The organism is Saccharothrix sp. NBAS 001, assembly GCF_056640475.1.
In genome coordinates this window covers 2,804,846-2,822,932 of the sequence record NZ_CM153251.1, presented here as the reverse complement: position 1 = coordinate 2,822,932, position 18,087 = coordinate 2,804,846, and the positions used below count along the sequence as shown (strand labels likewise).

The 18,087-nt window shown below is 73.9% G+C and carries 20 protein-coding genes; 10 read left to right on the top strand and 10 right to left on the bottom strand.

Features of this window, described 5'->3' with window-relative positions:
- Positions 1–2: 2 nt before the first annotated feature.
- A complete protein-coding gene (locus AC0HI0_RS11910) occupies positions 3–1,976 on the bottom strand; it encodes a HelD family protein (protein WP_480932372.1) in 1,974 nt (657 codons plus the stop codon).
- A gap of 109 nt (positions 1,977–2,085) precedes the next feature.
- On the opposite strand from AC0HI0_RS11910, the gene AC0HI0_RS11905 reads away from it, so the two are divergent.
- Together AC0HI0_RS11905 and AC0HI0_RS11900 are read left to right on the top strand one after the other, a co-directional pair.
- On the top strand, positions 2,086–2,439 hold the full coding sequence (locus AC0HI0_RS11905; RefSeq protein ID WP_480932371.1) for a GntR family transcriptional regulator: 354 nt from the start codon (positions 2,086–2,088) through the stop codon (positions 2,437–2,439).
- A 16-nt stretch (positions 2,440–2,455) separates the two neighbouring features.
- On the top strand, positions 2,456–3,202 hold the full coding sequence (locus AC0HI0_RS11900; protein WP_480932370.1) for a TetR/AcrR family transcriptional regulator: 747 nt from the start codon (positions 2,456–2,458) through the stop codon (positions 3,200–3,202).
- On the opposite strand, the gene AC0HI0_RS11895 is transcribed toward AC0HI0_RS11900, so the two are convergent.
- Positions 3,196–3,381, bottom strand: coding sequence for a PspC domain-containing protein (locus AC0HI0_RS11895; protein ID WP_360732702.1), 186 nt, complete (start codon positions 3,379–3,381; stop codon positions 3,196–3,198). The two genes, AC0HI0_RS11900 and AC0HI0_RS11895, sit on opposite strands and share 7 nt — an antisense overlap.
- Before the next feature lie 232 nt (positions 3,382–3,613).
- On the opposite strand from AC0HI0_RS11895, the gene lnt reads away from it, so the two are divergent.
- A complete protein-coding gene (lnt, locus tag AC0HI0_RS11890) occupies positions 3,614–5,224 on the top strand; it encodes an apolipoprotein N-acyltransferase (protein ID WP_480932369.1) in 1,611 nt (536 codons plus the stop codon).
- Positions 5,199–5,990 (top strand): polyprenol monophosphomannose synthase, encoded by a 792-nt coding sequence (locus tag AC0HI0_RS11885; protein WP_480932368.1) that lies wholly within the window; start codon positions 5,199–5,201, stop codon positions 5,988–5,990. Before lnt ends, AC0HI0_RS11885 begins: the two co-directional genes overlap by 26 nt.
- Before the next feature lie 65 nt (positions 5,991–6,055).
- Here the strand turns inward: AC0HI0_RS11885 and AC0HI0_RS11880 are convergent, their stop codons facing one another.
- Positions 6,056–6,400 carry an RNA polymerase-binding protein RbpA gene (locus tag AC0HI0_RS11880; protein ID WP_015101702.1) on the bottom strand — a complete coding sequence of 115 codons (345 nt, stop codon included), beginning with the start codon at positions 6,398–6,400 and terminating at the stop codon, positions 6,056–6,058.
- A gap of 481 nt (positions 6,401–6,881) precedes the next feature.
- Positions 6,882–7,349 carry an NUDIX hydrolase gene (locus tag AC0HI0_RS11875; RefSeq protein WP_480932367.1) on the bottom strand — a complete coding sequence of 156 codons (468 nt, stop codon included), beginning with the start codon at positions 7,347–7,349 and terminating at the stop codon, positions 6,882–6,884.
- A gap of 175 nt (positions 7,350–7,524) precedes the next feature.
- Here AC0HI0_RS11875 and AC0HI0_RS11870 point away from each other — a divergent pair, with 175 nt between their 5' ends.
- On the top strand, positions 7,525–8,607 hold the full coding sequence (locus tag AC0HI0_RS11870; RefSeq protein WP_480932366.1) for an SGNH/GDSL hydrolase family protein: 1,083 nt from the start codon (positions 7,525–7,527) through the stop codon (positions 8,605–8,607).
- 49 nt (positions 8,608–8,656) lie between these two features.
- Here the strand turns inward: AC0HI0_RS11870 and AC0HI0_RS11865 are convergent, their stop codons facing one another.
- The gene (locus AC0HI0_RS11865; RefSeq protein ID WP_480932365.1) at positions 8,657–9,373 is read right to left on the bottom strand and encodes a thymidine kinase; all 717 of its coding nucleotides are present in this window, start codon (positions 9,371–9,373) and stop codon (positions 8,657–8,659) included.
- A gap of 211 nt (positions 9,374–9,584) precedes the next feature.
- Here AC0HI0_RS11865 and AC0HI0_RS11860 point away from each other — a divergent pair, with 211 nt between their 5' ends.
- The 3 genes from AC0HI0_RS11860 to AC0HI0_RS11850 all read left to right on the top strand — a co-directional run bounded on the left by AC0HI0_RS11860 (position 9,585) and on the right by AC0HI0_RS11850 (position 11,334).
- The gene (locus AC0HI0_RS11860; RefSeq protein ID WP_480932364.1) at positions 9,585–10,148 is read left to right on the top strand and encodes an RICIN domain-containing protein; all 564 of its coding nucleotides are present in this window, start codon (positions 9,585–9,587) and stop codon (positions 10,146–10,148) included.
- A 185-nt stretch (positions 10,149–10,333) separates the two neighbouring features.
- The gene (locus AC0HI0_RS11855; RefSeq protein ID WP_480932363.1) at positions 10,334–10,648 is read left to right on the top strand and encodes a PadR family transcriptional regulator; all 315 of its coding nucleotides are present in this window, start codon (positions 10,334–10,336) and stop codon (positions 10,646–10,648) included.
- Complete coding sequence (locus AC0HI0_RS11850) at positions 10,645–11,334, top strand: hypothetical protein (RefSeq protein WP_480932362.1); 690 nt, start codon at positions 10,645–10,647, stop codon at positions 11,332–11,334. The genes AC0HI0_RS11855 and AC0HI0_RS11850 overlap by 4 nt, the downstream gene beginning before the upstream one ends.
- Here AC0HI0_RS11850 and AC0HI0_RS11845 read toward each other — a convergent pair.
- The 3 genes from AC0HI0_RS11845 to AC0HI0_RS11835 all read right to left on the bottom strand — a co-directional run bounded on the left by AC0HI0_RS11845 (position 11,285) and on the right by AC0HI0_RS11835 (position 14,396).
- On the bottom strand, positions 11,285–12,142 hold the full coding sequence (locus tag AC0HI0_RS11845) for an alpha/beta hydrolase fold domain-containing protein (protein ID WP_480932361.1): 858 nt from the start codon (positions 12,140–12,142) through the stop codon (positions 11,285–11,287). The genes AC0HI0_RS11850 and AC0HI0_RS11845 overlap by 50 nt on opposite strands.
- An 18-nt stretch (positions 12,143–12,160) precedes the next feature.
- Positions 12,161–13,558: an MFS transporter gene (locus AC0HI0_RS11840; protein WP_480932360.1), complete on the bottom strand. Its 1,398-nt coding sequence runs from the start codon at positions 13,556–13,558 to the stop codon at positions 12,161–12,163.
- 61 nt (positions 13,559–13,619) lie between these two features.
- Complete coding sequence (locus tag AC0HI0_RS11835) at positions 13,620–14,396, bottom strand: glycerophosphodiester phosphodiesterase family protein (RefSeq protein ID WP_480932359.1); 777 nt, start codon at positions 14,394–14,396, stop codon at positions 13,620–13,622.
- 67 nt (positions 14,397–14,463) lie between these two features.
- On the opposite strand from AC0HI0_RS11835, the gene AC0HI0_RS11830 reads away from it, so the two are divergent.
- A complete protein-coding gene (locus AC0HI0_RS11830; protein WP_480932358.1) occupies positions 14,464–14,820 on the top strand; it encodes a hypothetical protein in 357 nt (118 codons plus the stop codon).
- A gap of 175 nt (positions 14,821–14,995) precedes the next feature.
- Entirely contained in the window at positions 14,996–15,667 is a 672-nt protein-coding gene (locus tag AC0HI0_RS11825; protein WP_480932357.1) for a VOC family protein, read from the top strand.
- Positions 15,668–15,685: 18 nt separating this feature from the next.
- Here the strand turns inward: AC0HI0_RS11825 and AC0HI0_RS11820 are convergent, their stop codons facing one another.
- Positions 15,686–16,147 carry a PPOX class F420-dependent oxidoreductase gene (locus AC0HI0_RS11820; RefSeq protein ID WP_480932356.1) on the bottom strand — a complete coding sequence of 154 codons (462 nt, stop codon included), beginning with the start codon at positions 16,145–16,147 and terminating at the stop codon, positions 15,686–15,688.
- A 399-nt stretch (positions 16,148–16,546) separates the two neighbouring features.
- Entirely contained in the window at positions 16,547–18,058 is a 1,512-nt protein-coding gene (locus AC0HI0_RS11815; protein ID WP_480932355.1) for an MFS transporter, read from the bottom strand.
- Positions 18,059–18,087: the final 29 nt, after the last annotated feature.

Here is an 18,087-nt window from a genome sequence, read left to right as displayed (position 1 = left end):
CCTCAGCCGAGCGGGAGCCCGGCGATCTCGGCGGGCGGCGGACCGGTGTGGACGACCACCAGCCGGTGGGTGGCCCTGGTCATCGCCACGTACAGGTCGTTGCGGCCGCGCGGCGCGGCCAGGATGCCGCCGGGGTCGACCACGATCACCGCGTCGAACTCCAGGCCCTTGGCCTGCGCGGGGGTGAGCACCGGGGCCGGGACGTCCAGCGGTCGCGGGGAGATCACGGCGGTCCGGCCGTCCTGCGCCGCCACCAGGGCCGCCACGGTCGCCGGCACGTCGTCGGTGCGCACCCGCCACGGCGCGACCTCCGCCGACCGGACCGACGTGGGCGGCGCGACCCCGGGCAGCACGGCCGCCGCCGCGGCCATCATCTCGGCGGGCGTCCGGTAGTTCACGGTGAGCCGTTCAGCCCGCCACCGGTCGCCGACGTGCGGACCGAGCACCTCGCCCCACGACGTGGCCCCGGCGGGCGTGCCGGTCTGCGCGAGGTCGCCCACCACCGTCATCGACCGGGACGGGCAGCGGCGCATCACCAGCCGCCACGCCATCGCCGACAGCTCCTGCGCCTCGTCCACGACCACGTGCCCGAACGCCCACCCCCGGTCGGCCGCCGCGCGCTCGGCGACCGTGCCGCGCGTCCCGCCGCCCCGGACGCCCACCAGGGCGGCGGCCTCGTCCAGCAGGGGCACGTCCGACACCCGCCACCCGTCGCGGGGCGGGAACAGCGCGCCCACCACCTCCTCGGGGGTGAGCACCGGCCACCGCCCGGCGATCAGCGCCCGGACGTCCCGGTCGGCGAGCAGCCCCGCCCGCAGGTCGGCCAGGTCCGCCCCGGACAGCAGCGCGCGCGGCCCGGTGTCGTCCGGGTCGACCACCACGCCGGCCGCCGCCAGCGCCCGCAGGTCGGCCGCGCCCAGCGACCCGTCCGCCGCGCCGCCGTCGAGCGCCTCGCCCGACTCGGCCAGCACGACGCGCTCCATCCGCTCGGCGAGCCGCGCCGCCAGCACGTCCACCACCTCGCGCTCGAACACCAGCCGGGCCTGGTTGTGCGGCAGACCGGACCGCCACGCGCGGTCGGCGGCCCGCCGGAACTCCGCCGGCGCGACCCGCGCGGTGTGCCCCTCGAACCCGACCTCGACGGTCTCGTCCGGGATCGCCACCCGGGCCCGCACCGCCTCGGCGAGCACCTCCGCCATCCGCCCGTCGCCCTTGGCCACCGCGTCGGCCACCGACTCGTCGGCCACCGGCACGACCCCGGGCCACAGGTCGGCGACGGTGGCGGTGACCACGCAGTCCTCGCCGAGACCGGGCAGGACCTGGCCGATGTAGTCGAGGAACACCCGGCTCGGACCGACCACCAGCACACCGCGGGCGACCAGGTGGCGCTGCCGGTAGAGCAGGTGGGCGACGCGGTGCAGCGCGACGGCCGTCTTGCCGGTGCCGGGGCCGCCCTCCACGACGAGCACGCCGGCGTGCTCGCTGCGCACGATCCGGTCCTGCTCGGTGCGCAGGGTCGTGACGATGTCGCGCATCCGCTCGCCGCGCCCGGCGGTGAGGGCGGCCACCAGCGCGGCGTCCCCCGCCAGCCCGTCCCCCGCCGGCCCGTCCCCGGCGTCGCCGTCGCCGAGCAGTTCGTCGTCCAGCGCCACGACCGCCCGGCCCCGGGTGGTGATGCGGCGGCGTCGGCGCAGGCCCTGCGGCGCGGCGGCGGTCGCGGTGTAGAACGGCCGGGCCGCCGGGGCGCGCCAGTCGACCAGCAGCGGGTCGTCGCCGTCGAACAGGCCGACGCGGCCGATGTAGAGCGTCCCGGACGGGCCGTCCAGGCGGCCGAAGCACAATCCGTCGCGCACGGGCTCCAGCCGGTCGCGGTCGGCGGGGTCCGCCGCGCACAACCGGTCCAGGTGCACGTGCAGGAGGTCCAGGTAGGACTGTTCGCGGGCGATCTCGGTCGCGTTCGGGTCGTCGGACGGCACGCGGGCAGCGTCCCGCGACCCGACGCCGGGCAACAGTCTTGTTCTTTCCGCGTCCGTCAGCCGGACGGCGTCGTTCTGCGCGCCCGGAGTCTCTGCCAGTATCGACTCCGTGATCAGTCTCGATCCGGTTTCCTCGGTGCCGCCCTACGAGCAGGTGCGGTCCCAGTTCGCCCGCAAGATCACCGACCGGGAGTTGGCCGTGGGCACCCGGCTGCCCACCGTCCGCGCGCTGGCCGCGGAACTGGGCATCGCGGTCAACACGGTCGCCCGCGCCTACCGGGAACTGGAGGAGGCGGGTCTCATCGAGACCCGCGGCAGAGCCGGGACGGTGGTCAGCGCGGCGGGGGAGCGCAGCCGGGAACGGGTGCTGCGCGCGGCGCGCGGGTACGCGTCCACGGCGCGCGAGCAGGGCCTGACGGCGGACGAGGCGCTCGACATCGTGCGGGCGGCACTCGCGGATTGATCAGTAGTGTGGTCGGGTGGCGAACGGACACAGCGGCGACCCGGCCCGGACCCTCTCGGTGCTCTGGCGCACCACCTCGCCCAGCGCGCGCAAGGATCTCGGCGTGGACCGGATCGTCGCGGTCGCGGTCGCCCTGGCCGACGCCGAGGGGCTCGGCGCGCTGTCCATGCGCCGGGTCGCGGACAAGCTCGGCGTGGGCACGATGTCGCTCTACACCTACGTGCCGGGCAAGGCCGAACTGGTCGACGTCATGGTGGACACCGTGCACGGCGAGACGGCCCGGCCCGACGAGGTGCCCGGCGGGTGGCGCGGGCGGCTGACCCAGCTCGCCCGGGAGAACTGGGCGCTGCACCTGCGGCACCCGTGGCTGCTCGACGTGGCGACCAACCGCGCGGTGCTCGGCCCGAACGTGGCGGCCAAGTACGACTACGAGCTGGCGGCGGTCGACGGCATCGGCCTGTCGGACGTGGAGATGGACGCGGTGCTCGGCCTGGTGCTCGGGCACGTGCAGGCCACCGCGCGGCTCGCGGTGGAGGCGGCGCAGGTCGAGCAGCGCACCGGGCTGACCGACGAGCAGTGGTGGCGGGCCGCCGCGCCGTTCCTGGCCCGCGTGTTCGACCCGGAGCGCTTCCCCACCGCGGCCCGGGTCGGGGCGGCGGCGGGGGAGGCGCACGGCTCGGCCTACTCGGGCGAGCACGCGTTCGAGTTCGGCCTGGAACGCGTGCTCGACGGCGTGGAGGCGCTGGTGGTGTCGCGTCAGTAGTCGCGCTTGGGCATGATCACCCACAGCACGAGGTAGATCACGAACTGCGGTCCGGGCAGCAGGCAGGAGAGCAGGGCGATCAGCCGGACGGTGTTCGGCTGCCAACCGAACCGCTCGGCCAGTCCCGCGCACACACCCGCGATCACGCGCTGGTTACGAGGTCTGGTCAACGTGGTCATGGTTCAACCATGCGCCACGCGGGCGCCGCCCGCATTGGGGTGAACCCTGATCTTCTCCCTCCGGCTACCCCTACCCCGGTCCGGGGGCCTGGTGCCCCTCGTCACCCCGGCCGGCCCCGCGCGGCGGCGGAAATCGGGCACGGCGGGGCAAGCCGGGACACCGCTCGCGGATTTCGCCGTCCTACCGGCGGTCGTTGTCCCGGGCTTCACACCGTCCTCGTACGCTGATCGGGTGGTCGCTCCCCCCATCGCGCCGGGCCAGTCCGCCCCCGGCACCCCGCCCGCACGCCGGCGCCGGGACGTGCGCGGCACGCTGCTGAGGATCGTGCTCGCGGCGGTCGGCGGCGGCCTGGTGTTCCTCAGCTTCCCGCCGCGCACGGCGTGGTGGCTCGCCCCGGTCGGGTTCGCGGTGCTGGGCGTGCTGCTGCACGGCCGGCGGATGCGCGCGGGCTTCGGGTTCGGCGTGGTGTGGGGCCTGGGGTTCATGGCCCCGCTGCTGCGCTGGACCGGGGAGTTCGTCGGGCTGGTCGCGTGGCTGCCGCTGGCGCTGCTGTGCGCGGTGCTCATCGGCGTGGGCACGATGCTGATGGCGCGGGTGTCGACGCTGCCGGGCGCGCCGCTGTGGATGGCGCTGCTGTGGGTGGCCGACGAGTTCCTGCGCGGCGTGTTCCCGTTCGGCGGCTTCCCGTGGGGCAAGATCGCGTTCGGCCAGCCCGAGGGCTGGTACCTGCCGCTGGCCGCGCTCGGCGGCGCGCCGCTGATCGGGTTCGCGGTGGCGCTGACCGGGTTCTCGCTGGCGTGGCTGGGCCGCAACTGGAAGCTCGCGCTGCCGCTGGCGGTCGTGCCGCTCGCGGGCGGCCTGGCGACGGTGCCGTTCGTGGGCACCGCGCCGGACGAGGGGACGGTGGTGGTCGCGGCGATCCAGGGCAACGTGCCGCGCGCCGGGCTGGACTTCAACGCCCAGCGCCGCGCCGTGCTGGACAACCACGTGAACCGGACGCTGGAGCTGGCCCAGGCGGTGGCCGACGGGCGGGAGCGGCAGCCCGACATCGTGATCTGGCCGGAGAACTCCTCCGACATCGACCCGTTCCGCAACGCCGACGCCGCCGCGCAGATCGACCGGGCGGCCAAGCAGATCAAAGCGCCGATCGCGGTCGGCGCGGTGGTCGTGGACAGGTCCGACAACCTGCCGCGCAACACCGTGGTGCTGTGGGACCCGGACAAGGGCCCGGTCGACACCTACACCAAGCGGCAGCTCCAGCCGTTCGGCGAGACGATGCCGATGCGCTCGTTCTTCCGGATCTTCAGCGAGACCGTGGACCGGGCCGGCACGTTCCAGCCGGGCACCGACCCGGAGGGCTTCGCGATGGGCCGCGCGAAGGTGGCCATCGACACCTGTTACGAGGTCGCGTTCGACGGCGTGGTGCGCGATTCGGTGCTGGCGGGCGCGAACATCATCGCCATCCCGACCAACAACGCCACGTTCGGCTACACCGAGATGACCTACCAGCAGCTGGCCATGTCGCGGGTGCGGGCGGTGGAGCACGGCAAGGCCGTGGTCGTCGCGGCCACCAGCGGGGTCAGCGCGATCGTGCAGCCGGACGGCTCGGTCACCCGGCGGACCGGGATGTTCGTCCCGGACGCTCTGGTGGCGGAGCTGCCGCTGCGCGGGGAGGCTACGCTGGCCACCCGGTTCGGCGCTTGGCCCGAGTGGGTGATGACCGCTCTGGGCCTGCTGGCCGTGGCGTTCGGCTTGACAGTGCAACGACGAGGATCGCGTCCGGCCCCTGGTGCGGGGACCGGCGAGGAGGAAACGGATGGCGGACCAGCAGGCGCAGCCTGACCGCGAGCTCGGGCCGGTGCTGGTGGTGATCCCGACCTACAACGAGCGGGACAACATCGGGAAGATCGTGAAGCGGCTGCACGCGGCGCTGCCGAAGGTGCACGCCCTCGTGGTCGACGACGGCAGCCCGGACGGGACGGGGGAGCTGGCCGACGAGATGGCCGCCGCGGACGACCGCGTGCACGTGATGCACCGCACCGAGAAGGCCGGGCTGGGCGCCGCCTACGTGGCGGGCTTCAAGTGGGCGCTGGAGCACGGCTACGACGTCGTGGTCGAGATGGACGCGGACGGCTCGCACGCGCCGGAGGACCTGCCGCGGCTGCTGGACGCGCTGCGCGACGCCCACCTGGTGCTGGGGTCGCGGTACGTGCCGGGCGGCAGCACGGTGAACTGGCCGTGGCACCGGCAGCTGATCTCGCGCGGCGGCAACGTCTACTCGCAGATCGCGCTGGGCACGAGTGTGAAGGACATCACCGGCGGCTACCGGGCGTTCCGGGCCGAGGTGCTGCGCCGGCTGAAGCTGGACACGGTGGCCTCGCAGGGCTACTGCTTCCAGATCGACCTGGCGTGGCGGGCCATCGAGCTGGGCTACCGGGTGGTCGAGGTGCCGATCACGTTCACCGAGCGTGAGCTGGGCGAGTCGAAGATGAGCGGCAACATCGTGCGGGAGGCCCTGCTGCGGGTCACCAAGTGGGGGCTGCGCCGCCGCTACACGCAGCTGCGCGACCTGTTCGCGCCGAGGCCGAAGGCGGGCGCGAACCGCTAGGACCCGGCCGTGCGAAGGGGCCCGCCGATCTCTCGGCGGGCCCCTTCGCACGTGTGCCGGGCCGGTCAGGCGGTGCGGGTGCGCCGTCCCTTCAGCTCCTCCAGCCGCTCGTCCAGGAGTTCCTCCAGCTCCGGGATGGTGCGGCGCTCCAGGAGCATGTCCCAGTGCGTGCGCGGCGGCTTGACCTTCTTCGCCTCCGGCTCGGCGCCGTCGATGATCTTGGATTCCGTCCCGTGGAGACGACACTCCCAGGTGTGCGGGATCTCGGCGTCGTCGGAGAACGGAACCTCGAAGTCGTGGTTCTTGGGGCAGGCGTACCGCACCGACCGGCGCGGGGCGAGGTCGTGATTGCGGTCGGTCTCGTAGCTGACTGCTCCGAGCCGGCTACCCCGTAGAACGCGGTCGGCCATGGCGGTGTCCTTTCGCTCGGCTCAGGGCCGGGGCCCAGGCTGGTGCTCACCGAGTGCAACGACCGGACTGCTCCGTTCGTTCCCGGCTTTACGGTCATGGTCGCCCACAGTGACGTCTTTCACCCGTCAACGAAGGCTTCCTCCTAAGGGATGCAATCGCGGCTGGATCGTGACGCGTTATCAAGCTGTCGGGCTACTTCATCACACGGATGGAGCAGTACCGGCAGAAAGTGTGCGGCTGCGACAGCTTAGACCGAACACGTAGGGCGATGTTACGGCGGGTTTAACTCGGCGGTAGTGACGGCCGTCATCCTTGTGGTTACGGAAAGTTATTTCGGTGGCCTTCGGCCCGGTCGCCACGCTGCGTGCCCGCACGATCGTGCTGCGTGGTCGCCATCTCACGGGGTCACCCGTCCGGCCCGCACCCAAACGTTGGTCCGCACACTTTATTCCCGTAATGATTTCAGTGTGGACTTAAAGATCAGCTTCCGGCCTGGTCGGCGAGCCGGTCGAGGAACACCCGCTGCGCCGTGACGAGCTTCGGACCGGCTTCGGCCAGCGGCACCCAGGCGACCCGGTCGACCTCGGGGAACTCGCGCAGCGCGCCGGAGCCGCGCGGCCACTCCAGCTCGAAGGTGCCGGGGACGACCGCTTCGGGGTCCAGGTCGCCCTCCAGCGCCCAGACGTGCACGACCTTGCCGCCGGACTGGCGGACCTCGCCCAGGGGCACCAGGTCGCCGTGCGGGACCGGCAGGCCCAGTTCCTCGGCGAACTCGCGGCGGGCGGTGGCCTCCAGCGGCTCGTCGCCCTCCGGCTCGCCCTTGGGGATCGACCAGGCCCCGGCGTCCTTGCGGGCCCAGAACGGGCCGCCCATGTGGCCGATGAGCACTTCGACGCCCTCGGGCGTGCGGCGGTGCAGCAGGATGCCCGCGCTGATCTTCCCAGTCACCGCCACAGTGTGGCCTGCCCGCCCGGACAGGTGGTTCCCGTGGGGCGGTTCGGACACGTCCGAGTGGAGTCGGGGGTTCGGGACTCCGCCGTGCGCCGTAGGCCAGTTGCATGGGGTCGGGCCGGTGGTTGCCGCCGGCCCGCCTGTCGTCGGCTGTGGTGAGCGGAGGTCGGTCGTGTCTCGACGTCGCAGGGTGGGTTCGCTGGGCGTGCTGGTGTCGGTGGTGGCGATCTTGGTCCCGGGGGCGGCGGGGGCCGCGCCCGAGCCGCTGGAGTGGGTGGCGCTGGGCGACTCGTACACGGCGGGGGTCTTCGCCGGCGCGCCCCGGCCGGCGCTGGGCAGTGCCGATCGGGACGGGTGCGACCGGACCGCCGACTCCTACCCGGACGTGGTGTCCCGGCGGCTCGCCGCGGACCCGCCGGGCCGGGCGGTGCGGCTGACCGACGTCAGCTGCGGCGGGGCGACGATCGAGGACGTGCACCTGGCCCGGCAGAAGCCGATCAGCCCCGTGCAGCCGCCGGCGCAGGGCTGGCCGTCGGTGGACGCCCAGCTCGACCGGGTGGACGCCGACGCCGACCTGGTGACGGTCGGGGTGGGCGGGAACAGCCTGCCGCTCGGGTCGGTGGTGTTCGCCTGCCTGCTGGTGGGCACGGGCCAGGAGGACGACGCGACCCCGTGCCGCGACGCCTTCGAGCAGGGTCACCCGATCTTCGCGCCGGAGACGATCCGGGACACCTTCGCGCGGGTCTTCCGGGAGTACGTGGCCCTGTTGGAGGCGGTGCACGAGAAGGCTCCGGGCGCGAAGGTCGTGACGGTGGGCTACCCGGTGGTGTTCCCGGCCGACGCGCGCGGCTGCGACCGCGCGGACCCGACGCAGTTCGCCGCGGTGGTGCAGGAGACGACGGTGTCGATGACCAAGGGCGACATCGAGTGGCTGCACGCGGTCATGACGGAGTTGAACTCCGTCATCGAGGACGCCACCGACCTGGTGGACCACGGGTACGCGTACGTGGACACGGCGACGTCGAGCGCAGAGCGGGACGTGTGCCGGCCGGCGGGGACGAAGTGGGTCGAGGGGGTGTGCGGCGCGGCGGCGGGCCACTGGCCGTCGTCGCTGACGGTCGGCACGCCGCCGCTGGCGGCCACGCTGGCGTGTCCGGAGGGCACGCGCGCGACCGTCGTGCACCCGAACCGGGACGGCTACGCCAACACGGCGGTCCTGGTGGAGAGGGCGGTCCGGGCCGCGATCGCGGGTTGACGCCCGCCGGGTCGCCGCCGGGCGGGCGGCGACCCGGCGGGGGAGCGGGTCAGGTGAGGCTGAGCTGGAGGCCGTCGACGGTGTGCGGGCCGAGGTCGCCGGTGCGGTAGTGGCGGCGGCACAGGACCTGGTAGCGGACCTCGTCGGCGGTGGGGGCGGTGTCGGCGACCAGGACGGTGTCGCCGGCGCGGACCAGGTCGCCGTCGTGCACGCGGGCGTTGAACCGGCCGGGGTGGCCGCACCAGCACAGGACCTCGACCTGGATGGCGTTGAGGTCGTCGGCGAGTTCGAACAGCCGGCGGGAGCCGGGGAACATCGCGCTGCGGAAGTCGGTGGCCAGGCCGAAGCAGTAGACGTCGAGCTGGGCGTCGTCGGCGAGTTCGGCGAGCTGGTCGACCTGGGCGGGGGAGAGGAACTGGGCTTCGTCGACGATGACGTAGTCGACCCGGGTGCCGGCGGACCAGTGCTGCCGGACCAGGGCGCACAGGTCCATGTCCTCGTGGACCTCGACGGCGTTGCGGGCCAGGCCCATCCGGCTGGAGATGGTGGGGGTGCCGGACCGGTCGTGGCGGACCAGCAGGAGGCCGCTGCGGCCCTGGCGGGCCTGGTTGTGGTCGATCTGGAGGGCGAGGGTGGACTTGCCGCAGTCCATCGGCCCGAAGAAGAAGCGGAGCCTGCCGGTGGGGGCGACGCCGCGTCGCGCCCCGGCCGCGGGCACGGAGGACAGGGCGTCGGTCGGGTCGGTGCGGGGGTTCGTGGGCTCCACGGCGGGCCACCTTAACGGGCGTGGGGCGGCGGGTGTTGGTGTGGATCACGGGGGCGTTGGTCCGGACGGCTGGTTTCGGTCGCGGTGGTGGTCGGGCGCGGGGTGGTGCTGGGACCCTCCGGGTGGGCGTCGGATGTCCGGATCGTCCTGGGGGCGGGGGTTCCGCGGGTCCGGCGTCGGGTGGTGTTCCGACTGCCGGAAGGGGAGTGTCGTGTTCCTTCGAAGATTCGTGTCCGCGGTGTGCGCGGTTGTGGTGGTCGCGTTGCCGGCGGTGGCGCAGGGTGTGCCCGTGGCGGGGGCCGTGGCGGGGGCCGTGGCGGGGGCGTATCGGGCGGCCCAGCCGACGTACCCGTACCGGTACGTGCCGACGCCGGGGCAGGAGCTCCGGATGTCGGTGCACAGCTGGTGGCGTGACTGCCTCGACCTGGAGAACGTGACGGGGCCGTACGTGCTGCACTGGCCGTGCCACGGGCAGGACAACCAGCAGTGGATCCTGCTGGACGGCGGTGGGGGTTACTGGCAGATCCGCCCGAAGGGCTATCCGTCCGACTGCGTGGACGTGGAGGGCGTGACGGGGCCGAGGGTGTTGAAGTGGCCGTGCCACGGCGGTGACAACCAGCTGTGGGACATCTGGATGGAGCGGTCGGGGGTGGCCCGGATCTCGCCGAAGTCCGACCTGGGCACGTGCCTGATCGTCGTGGCCGAGGGGAGTCGGGTGCTGGTGTCGACGGAGTGCTGGGACCGGCAGGACCACCGGTGGGGGATCTCGGCCTGAGCGGGCTGTCGCACTGACGTCCGGTTGTTGCTACTACGCTCTATTGTTTCAGTAACGACCGATATCAAGCCTCCGACCCGCTGATGCCGGGCGGTCCGCTCCCGGCCCTCCGACAAACGGCACCGACGCCGTGAGCATCTGGACGAGATATACCGCTTTGCGATATAACCTGCGTTGTGAGGGGTATGTCAGAGCAGGCGTTCCTGGTGCTCACGGCGTTGGCCGAGGAGCCCTTGCACGGGTACGCGATCGTGCGGTCGGTGGAGGTCCTGTCCGAGGGCCGGGTGGTGCTGCGGGTCGGCACGCTCTACGGCGTGCTGGACCGGATGGTCGCCGACGGGTGGGCGGAACGGGACCGCGAAGAGGTCCACCAGGGCCGGCTGCGGCGCTACTACCGGCTGACCGATGCCGGGGTGCGGGTGCTGTCGGCCGAGGTGGCGCGGCTGTCGGCGAACGTGCGGGCCGCGTCGTCGGTGCTGCGGGCGAGGGAGGCGCGGTGAGGTCGAACCTGGAACGCCGGTACCGGGCGCTGCTGCGGGCGCTGCCCGCCTGGTACCGGGCGGAGCGGGAAGAGGAGATGGTGGGGATCTTCCTCACCGACCGGCACGACGACCTGGACCTGGAGCACGGCCGGCCGGGCTGGGGCGAGGCATTCGCGACGGCGGGGCTGGCGGTGCGGGTGCGGTTCCGGGCGCGCAGCCGCGCGGGGGACGCGGCGCGGCTGGTGGCGATGGCCGGTCTGCTGGGGCACGTGGTGCTCTCGGCGCAGGGCGCGGCGTCGGCGCTGAGGTTCGGCGGGGTGCCGGCGCTGTGGTACGACGCGCTGGTGGTGGGGGCGTTCGCGACGGCGGTGACCGGCCGGACGGTGTGGGCGCGGTGGCTGGTACTGGCCTCGGCGGTGTTCACGCTGGTGGCCGCGGCGGGCTCGCCGTCCTGGTGGGCGCTGCCGATGTGGGTGACGGTGGCCGCGGTGTGGCTGGGCCTGCACCGGGAGGCGCCCCCGGTACCACAGGCGCGGTGGACGGCGGCTGCGGTCACGGGGGCGGCGGTGGGCGCGGCGTCGGCGTTGGTGGTGCCGTTGTCGCTGGTGACGTGGGTGGGCGCGTGGCTGGTCACCACGGCTGTGGTGGTGGCGTTCAGGCCGTGGGCAGGTGCGTCCGCAGGAACGTCAGCGCCCGCCGGATGAGCCGGTCGCGGGTGGGTTCGTCGAAGAAGTGGCCGGCCCCGGGGACCCGGACGAGGTCGACGGTGGCCCCGGCGGCGCGGTAGGCGGCGGCGAGCCGTTCGCTGTGCGCGACGGGGATCGCGTGGTCGAGTTCGCCGTGGGCGAGCAGCAGCGGGGCGGCGTCGCGGGTCACGTGGGTGCGGGTGCTCGCGGCGGTCTTGAGCGCCGGGGTCGGGCCGAGCCAGTCGTGCGGGTCGGCCCCGGTGCCGTGGAAGACCGATTCGGGCGGCGGCGGGGGCAGGTCGTCGAGGTCGACGGGCGCGTTCCAGCCGATCGCCGCCTGCACGGCGCTGGGCACGCCGGTGACGCCCAGGTCGCCTTCGATCTCGGGCGCGGCGCGGCCGGTGACGGCGAGCAGGGTGGCCAGGTGGCCGCCGGAGGACGCGCCCCAGGCGGCGAACCGGTCGGGGTCCAGGCCCAGCGCGGCGGCGTGCCGGCGCAGCCAGCGGACGGCGGCTTTGAGGTCGTGGGCCTGGGCGGGGAACGGGGCTTCGCGGCTGTGCCGGTGTTGGACGCGGGCCACCGCGTACCCGTCGAGGGCGTCGGCGAGGTGGCGGCCCAGCGTGTCGTGGCGGTGGGAGCCGGTGGCGAACGCGCCGCCGTAGACGTGGATCACCAGGGGCGCGGGCGGGCCGGGCGGGACGACGAGGTCCAGGCTCAGCGGCCGGTAGCCCAGGGGGCGGGCGACGAGGGCGTCGCGGTAGAGGTTGCCGCGCGGGTGGGGCTCGGGCGCGGGCGGGTCGAGGGGTGGCTGCTGCGGTGTGCGCACCGCAGCAGCCTGCCCGGATCAGACCTTGGCCGGTACCGGGTTTCCGGAGGCGACGATCGCCTTGCGCACCGGCACGAAGATCATCAGCACGAACCCGACCACGAAGAACACGACCAGCGAGATGATCGCCAGCCGGAAGGAGCCGGTGGCCTGGCCGACGCCCGCGAACACCAGCGGGCCCAGCCACGAGGTGGAGCGCTCGCCGACCTCGTAGAGGGAGAAGTACTGGGCCTCCCGGCCGGGCGGGATCATCTGGGAGAACAGCGACCGGGACAGCGCGTTGGTGCCGCCCAGGACGATGCCGATGCCGACGGCGAGCAGGTAGAACTGGACCTGCTGGCCCGCCTGCACGAAGTAGGCCGCGCCGATGACCACGATCCACACCACCAGGCTGATCATGATGGTGCGCTTGGCGCCCCACAGCTTGGCCATCTTCCCGTGGATGACCGCGCCGCCGAAGGCGACGAACTGGACGATCAGGATGGTGGCGATCAGGACGGTCTCGTCGAGCTTGAGCTCGTCGCGGCCGTACTGGGCGGAGACGTTGGCGACGGTGGCGATGCCGTCGGTGTAGATCAGGTAGGTGCCCAGGAAGGCGAGGGTGAGCGGGAAGGTCTTGGCCTGCCGCAGGGTCTGGCGCAGTTCCTTGAACCCGGCGGTGATCACCGACGCGCCGGACTCGCCGCCGTGCGGCTCCTGGTGGCGCTTGAGCCGGGCCAGCGGGATGAGGGTGAACGCGGCCCACCACAGGCCGGACATGACGAACCCGATCCGCACGGCGACGCCCTCGCCGATGCCGATCGCGTCGTGGCCGATGAACAGCCCGAGCTGGACGGCCAGCGCGAGCCCGCCGCCGAGGTAGCCGAAGGCCCAGCCGCGCGAGGAGACGGCGTCGCGCTCGTCGGGGGTGGCGATCTCGGGCAGGAACGCGTAGTAGACGACGACCGACGAGCCGTAGCTCATGTTGGCCAGGATGAACAGGGCGATGCCCAGCTGCCAGTTCGTGCCGCCGACGAAGGCGAGCGCGGCGGTGGCGCCCGCGCCGATGAACGCGGTCCAGGCGAGCATGCGCCGCTTGTTCTGGGTGCGGTCGGCGATCGCGCCCATGATGGGCAGCACGAGGACCTGGACGACGGTGGCGACGGACAGCAGGTAGCCCCACAGCGACCCGGCGGGCACGTACCCGCCGAACACGGAGATGTCGCACTGCTGGAGCGAGCCGGCGGCGCACGCGTCGGGCCCGTTGCGGGCGACGTCCTCACGGGCGGCTTCCTTGGCCACGGCGGTGAGGTAGCCGGAGAGGAAGACGGTGATCACGGATGTGGGGAAGACCTGGTTGGCCCAGTCGTACCAGATCCATCCGCGTTGTTCCCGCTTGCGGTCGATCGCGGGTGCAGGGGTGTCGGCCACGCTCATGGGCGGGGACTGTACTTCCCCGCCCGCACCGCCGTGGTGATCACCGCCAAGCTGTTGCCAATCAGCCGCCCGCCCACTGCCCGCGCGCCTTGAGCACGTCACGCAGCACGTCGGGCCGGTCGGTCACCAGCCCGTCGACGCCGGTGTCGAGCAGCGAGGTCATCTGGGCGGCGGTGTCGATCGTCCACACGTGCACCTCCAGGCCCCGGCGGTGGGCGGCGCGGACGAACCGCCCGTCCACGACCGTGAGCCGGCCCTGGGTCGCGGGCACCTGGGCGATGCGCCCGGCGACCGGCAGGCGCAGCGCGGGCACCCGGCCCCCGGCCCACAGCGCGCCCGCCGAGCGGGGGCCCATGGAGGTCATCAGGTCGGGGCCGGCGAGCCGGCGCAGGCGGGCCAGGCGGGCGTCGGAGAACGACGCCAGGCACACCCGGTGCAGGCTGTCGGTGGCGCGCAGCAGGTCCACGACGGGCTCCACGGCGTGCTCGGCCTTGACGTCGACGTTGAGCAGCGCGTCGGGCAGCTCTTCGAGCAGGTCGGCCAGCCGGGTGACCGGTTCGCGGCCGCCGACCTTGGCCCGGGCGACCGCGGACCACGGCTGGGCGGAGACCGGGCCGACGCCGTCGGTGGTCCGGTCCAGCGTGTCGTCGTGGTGGACCACGACCACGCCGTCGGCGGTGGCGTGCACGTCGGTCTCCAGGTAGCGGAAGCCCTCCGCGGCGGCGCGCCGGAATGCCGACAGCGAGTTCTCCATGCCTTCCAGCTCGTCGAGGTGCCAGCCTCGGTGGGCGTAGGCCCTCGGGTGCGGTCCGGACAGGTACGGGTGGTTCGCGGTCACGGGTGGAGTCTGCCTTGGCGGCGTGGCGTTGGGGTGACCGGTGGGTAGCGGGATACCGTCGCGCGCCATGGAGCTGGTGACCGAGATCGTCGCGGCGCGACGGGAGGAGGCCAGGCATTGTGCCTGGTGTGGCCGTCGGCTGCCCGACAGCGGGCGGATCGGGCGGCCCCGCCGGTACTGCGCGCAGCCGTGCCGGCAGCGGGCCTACGAGCGGCGCGCGGCGGTGCAGCGGGGCGGGCTGCCGGAGGACGCGGTGGTGTTGTCGGCGGCGGAGCTGGCGGACCTGCAGGACCGGCTGTTCCAGCTGCGCTGCGCGGCGGAGGACGTGGCCACGGCGGCCTCGGACGGGGCGGACGCGGCGGAGCTGCGCCGGCTGGCGGAGGAGCTGGTGGAGAACGCGCGCGGTCTGGAACGCCTGCGCTGACCGCCACGCACCCGCGGCCCGGCTGGGCCGGGGTCGTGCCTGGGCCGGCCGGTGCCGCCCCCGGGGCTCCTTTCGGTCGACCCGGTGGGTCCGAACGGAGCATTGTCGCCACGGTCGGCGGGTGCGGAGGATAGGGCGCGTTCCTGATCTCCCCGCCGCCGCCGATGGGAATCCCGTGACCGGTCCTTCCAGCAGCCCCGCGCGCGGTGTCCGCCGCGTCGAGCTGACCACCGCCGACCCCGAGCCGGTCGCCGACTTCTACGCCCACCTGCTCGGCTGGGTCGTCATCGCCGAACCGGACGGGGTGTTCTCCGGCTGGGTCGGCGACCGGCTGGCCGCCCGGGTGCTGCCCGGCGACGACGGCTTCCGGGTCGTGTTCGCCGGACCCGCGCCGCGCGGGCTGCGCGAGGGCGCGTCGGTCGACCAGGGACGGGTGCTGCACGGGCCGTGGGCACCGCCGCCGCGCGCCGGCGAGCCGTGCTGGGTGGAGTTCGCCGGCGTCGCGGACGACGAGTACTGGACCGGCGAGCTGGGGTGGCGCGGACGCACCCCGGACGAGCCGTTCACCGTCTACGACACCCCGGTCGAGCAGCGGGCGGTCGCGGGCCGGCAGGTGGCCGACGCGCAGCGCTGGGTGTGCTACTTCGCGGTGCCGGACGTGGCGAAGACGTGTGCGCTGGCCGAGGAGGCGGGCGGCCGGGTGGTCGTGCCGCCGACCGAGGTGGCCACCGGGCTGGTCGCCTCGATCGAGGACCCGGCGGGCGCGGTGTTCGCCGTGCTCCAGGACCCGCCGGGCTGGGGCGGCACCTGGCACACCCCGCCGAACCCCGCCGGGACGGCGGGCTAGCCAGGCGGGACCGGGGGCCTAGGCGGGACCGGGGGGCGGGAAGCCACCGGTCGCGATCGGCCCCCACCGGTCGATCTCGACCCGGATCAGCACCTTGCCCTGGCGCAGCATCGCCGCCCGGTACTCGTCCCAGTCGGGGTGCTCGCCCGCGACGGCGCGGTAGTAGTCCACCAGCGGCTCGACCGCCTCGGGCAGGCCGAGCACCTCGGCGCTGCCGTCGACCTGCACGTAGGGGCCGTCCCAGTCGTCGGAGAGCACGCACAGCGAGACCCGCCCGTCCCGGCGCGCGTTGCGGGCCTTCGCCCGCCCCGGATAGCTCGACACCACGACCCGGCCGCGCCCGTCGACCCCGCAGGTGACCGGCGAGACCTGGGGGCGGCCGTCGCGGCGGGCGGTGACCAGCAGGGCGCGGTGTCGGGGGCGCAGGAACTCCAGCAGCCCGGCCCGGTCCGGCGTGTGCGCGGTGGCGATCCTCGGCATCGGCCCAGCCTAGGAGGCCCACCGGGCCCACCGTGACAGCCGGGGCCGTTCCAGGGCGTTCGACGGCATTCGGGTTGCCGGGCGTTCCGGGACGGGGTGGGCGACGACCAGGCCCGGCGCGGTGATCAGGAGGGCACCAAGGGCTCACGCCCGACGATGTCGCCCTCGGCGAACCGGCAGTGCGGGGGACGCAGGCCACGATCCGCGCGCCCGGCGAACGCGTCGCGGACGTAGTCGATCTGCCGCCTGCGGCTCGACCCTGCAGTTTTCCGCTGAACAGCCCCACCGGATCACCGTGAACCGACCGCGCGGGGCGGGGTCCCGAAGCCCATCGGCACCCCACGGTGGCGGGGGCGCGCCCCTCGAACGCCCCCGCCACCCGGACCCCGAACGGCCCGGTCACGACAGGGCCCGGCTCGGCTCCTCGATCACCTTCGGCACCGGACGCAGCACCCGGCCCGCGACCAGCGCCAGCACGACCAGCAACCCAGCGCACACCCACATGCCCGCCGCCGCCCCGTCCACGAACGCCTGGCGCGCCGCCACCACCAGCGGCCCGGCCACCTCGCCCGGCAGACCGGCCGCCACGTGCAGCGTCGCCGCCGGCGAATCGCCCGCCGCCGCCGGCACCCCGGCCGGCAGCACCAGATCACCCCGGTACACCGCGCCCAGCACGCTGCCCAGCACCGCGATCCCCAACGCCCCGCCCACCTCGGTCGCGGTCTCCGAGATCGACGCCGCCGCACCCGCCCGGTCGCGCGGCACCGACGCCAGCACCGTGTCGTTGGTGACCGCGAACGCGAACCCCACCCCGGTCCCGTAGACGACCATCGCGGGCAGGACCGACCAGAACGTCGCGTCGACCGCGAGCACCGCGGCGAACAACGCGAACCCCACCGCGGTCAACCCCAGCCCGCACGCCACCACCGCGGCCCGCCCCCAACGGCCCACCAGCACACCCGCGACCCCGCCCCCGACCGCCCCGCACAGCCCGCCCGGCAACCCGCCCAACCCGGCCTGCAACGGCGTCCACCCCAGCACCAGCTGCAGGTACTGGGCCAGCACCAGCGACAACGACAGGCTCGCGAACATCGCCACCAGCGTCGCCCCGACCGACGCCGAGAACGCCCGCACCCGGAACAGCCGCACCTCGATCAACGGCTCCTCCAGCCGGGTCTGCCGCCGCCCGAACACCCCCAGCGCCACCAGACCCACCACGGCCGCCGCCACCACCCCCACACCGACCCCGCCGTGCGCGGCCTCCTTCACCGCGTACACCACCGCGACCACGCCCACCACCGACAACACCACCGACAACGGGTCCAACCGGCCGGGGGACGGGTTGCGCGACTCGGGCAGCACCACCACGCCCAACCCGACGATCACCGCCACCACCGGCACGTTCACCAGGAACACCGACCCCCACCAGAACCGGTCCAGCAGCAGCCCGCCCACGATCGGCCCGACCGCGAACCCCGCCGCGCCCACCCCGCTCCAGATGCCGACCGCCGTCGACCGCTCCCGGGGATCGGTGAACACGTTGCGGATCAACGACAGCGTCGAGGGCATGATCGTCGCCCCGGCCACCCCCAGCAGCGCCCGCGCGGCGATCAGCGACTCCGGGGTCGGCGCGTAGGCCGTGCACACCGACGCCACCCCGAACCCGGCCGCGCCCACCAGCAGCAGCCGCTTGCGCCCCCACCGGTCGCCCAGGTTGCCCATCGTCACCAACAGCCCCGCCAGCGCGAACCCGTAGACGTCGGCGATCCACAGCACCTGCGTGGCAGAAGGCCCCAGATCGGCCACCAGCGCCGGCACCGCCAGGTGCAGCACGGTCAGGTCCACCGCCAACAACAACATCGCCAGGCACCCCAACACCACGGTGCCCCACTTGCGGGTCTCGCTGTCCATGCGCCGCAGCCTGCCCAGCACCCCGCACC

Excerpts from the sequence above, each read along its gene's own strand:
- AC0HI0_RS11880 (WP_015101702.1), bottom strand. The coding sequence starts at position 6,400 with ATGGCCGACCGCGTTCTACGGGGTAGCCGGCTCGGAGCAGTCAGCTAC.
- AC0HI0_RS11820 (WP_480932356.1), bottom strand. The coding sequence starts at position 16,147 with ATGCCGAGGATCGCCACCGCGCACACGCCGGACCGGGCCGGGCTGCTG.
- AC0HI0_RS11815 (WP_480932355.1), bottom strand. The coding sequence starts at position 18,058 with ATGGACAGCGAGACCCGCAAGTGGGGCACCGTGGTGTTGGGGTGCCTG.
- AC0HI0_RS11840 (WP_480932360.1), bottom strand. The coding sequence starts at position 13,558 with ATGAGCGTGGCCGACACCCCTGCACCCGCGATCGACCGCAAGCGGGAA.
- AC0HI0_RS11885 (WP_480932368.1), top strand. The coding sequence starts at position 5,199 with ATGGCGGACCAGCAGGCGCAGCCTGACCGCGAGCTCGGGCCGGTGCTG.
- AC0HI0_RS11855 (WP_480932363.1), top strand. The coding sequence starts at position 10,334 with ATGTCAGAGCAGGCGTTCCTGGTGCTCACGGCGTTGGCCGAGGAGCCC.
- AC0HI0_RS11895 (WP_360732702.1), bottom strand. The coding sequence starts at position 3,381 with ATGACCACGTTGACCAGACCTCGTAACCAGCGCGTGATCGCGGGTGTG.
- AC0HI0_RS11830 (WP_480932358.1), top strand. The coding sequence starts at position 14,464 with ATGGAGCTGGTGACCGAGATCGTCGCGGCGCGACGGGAGGAGGCCAGG.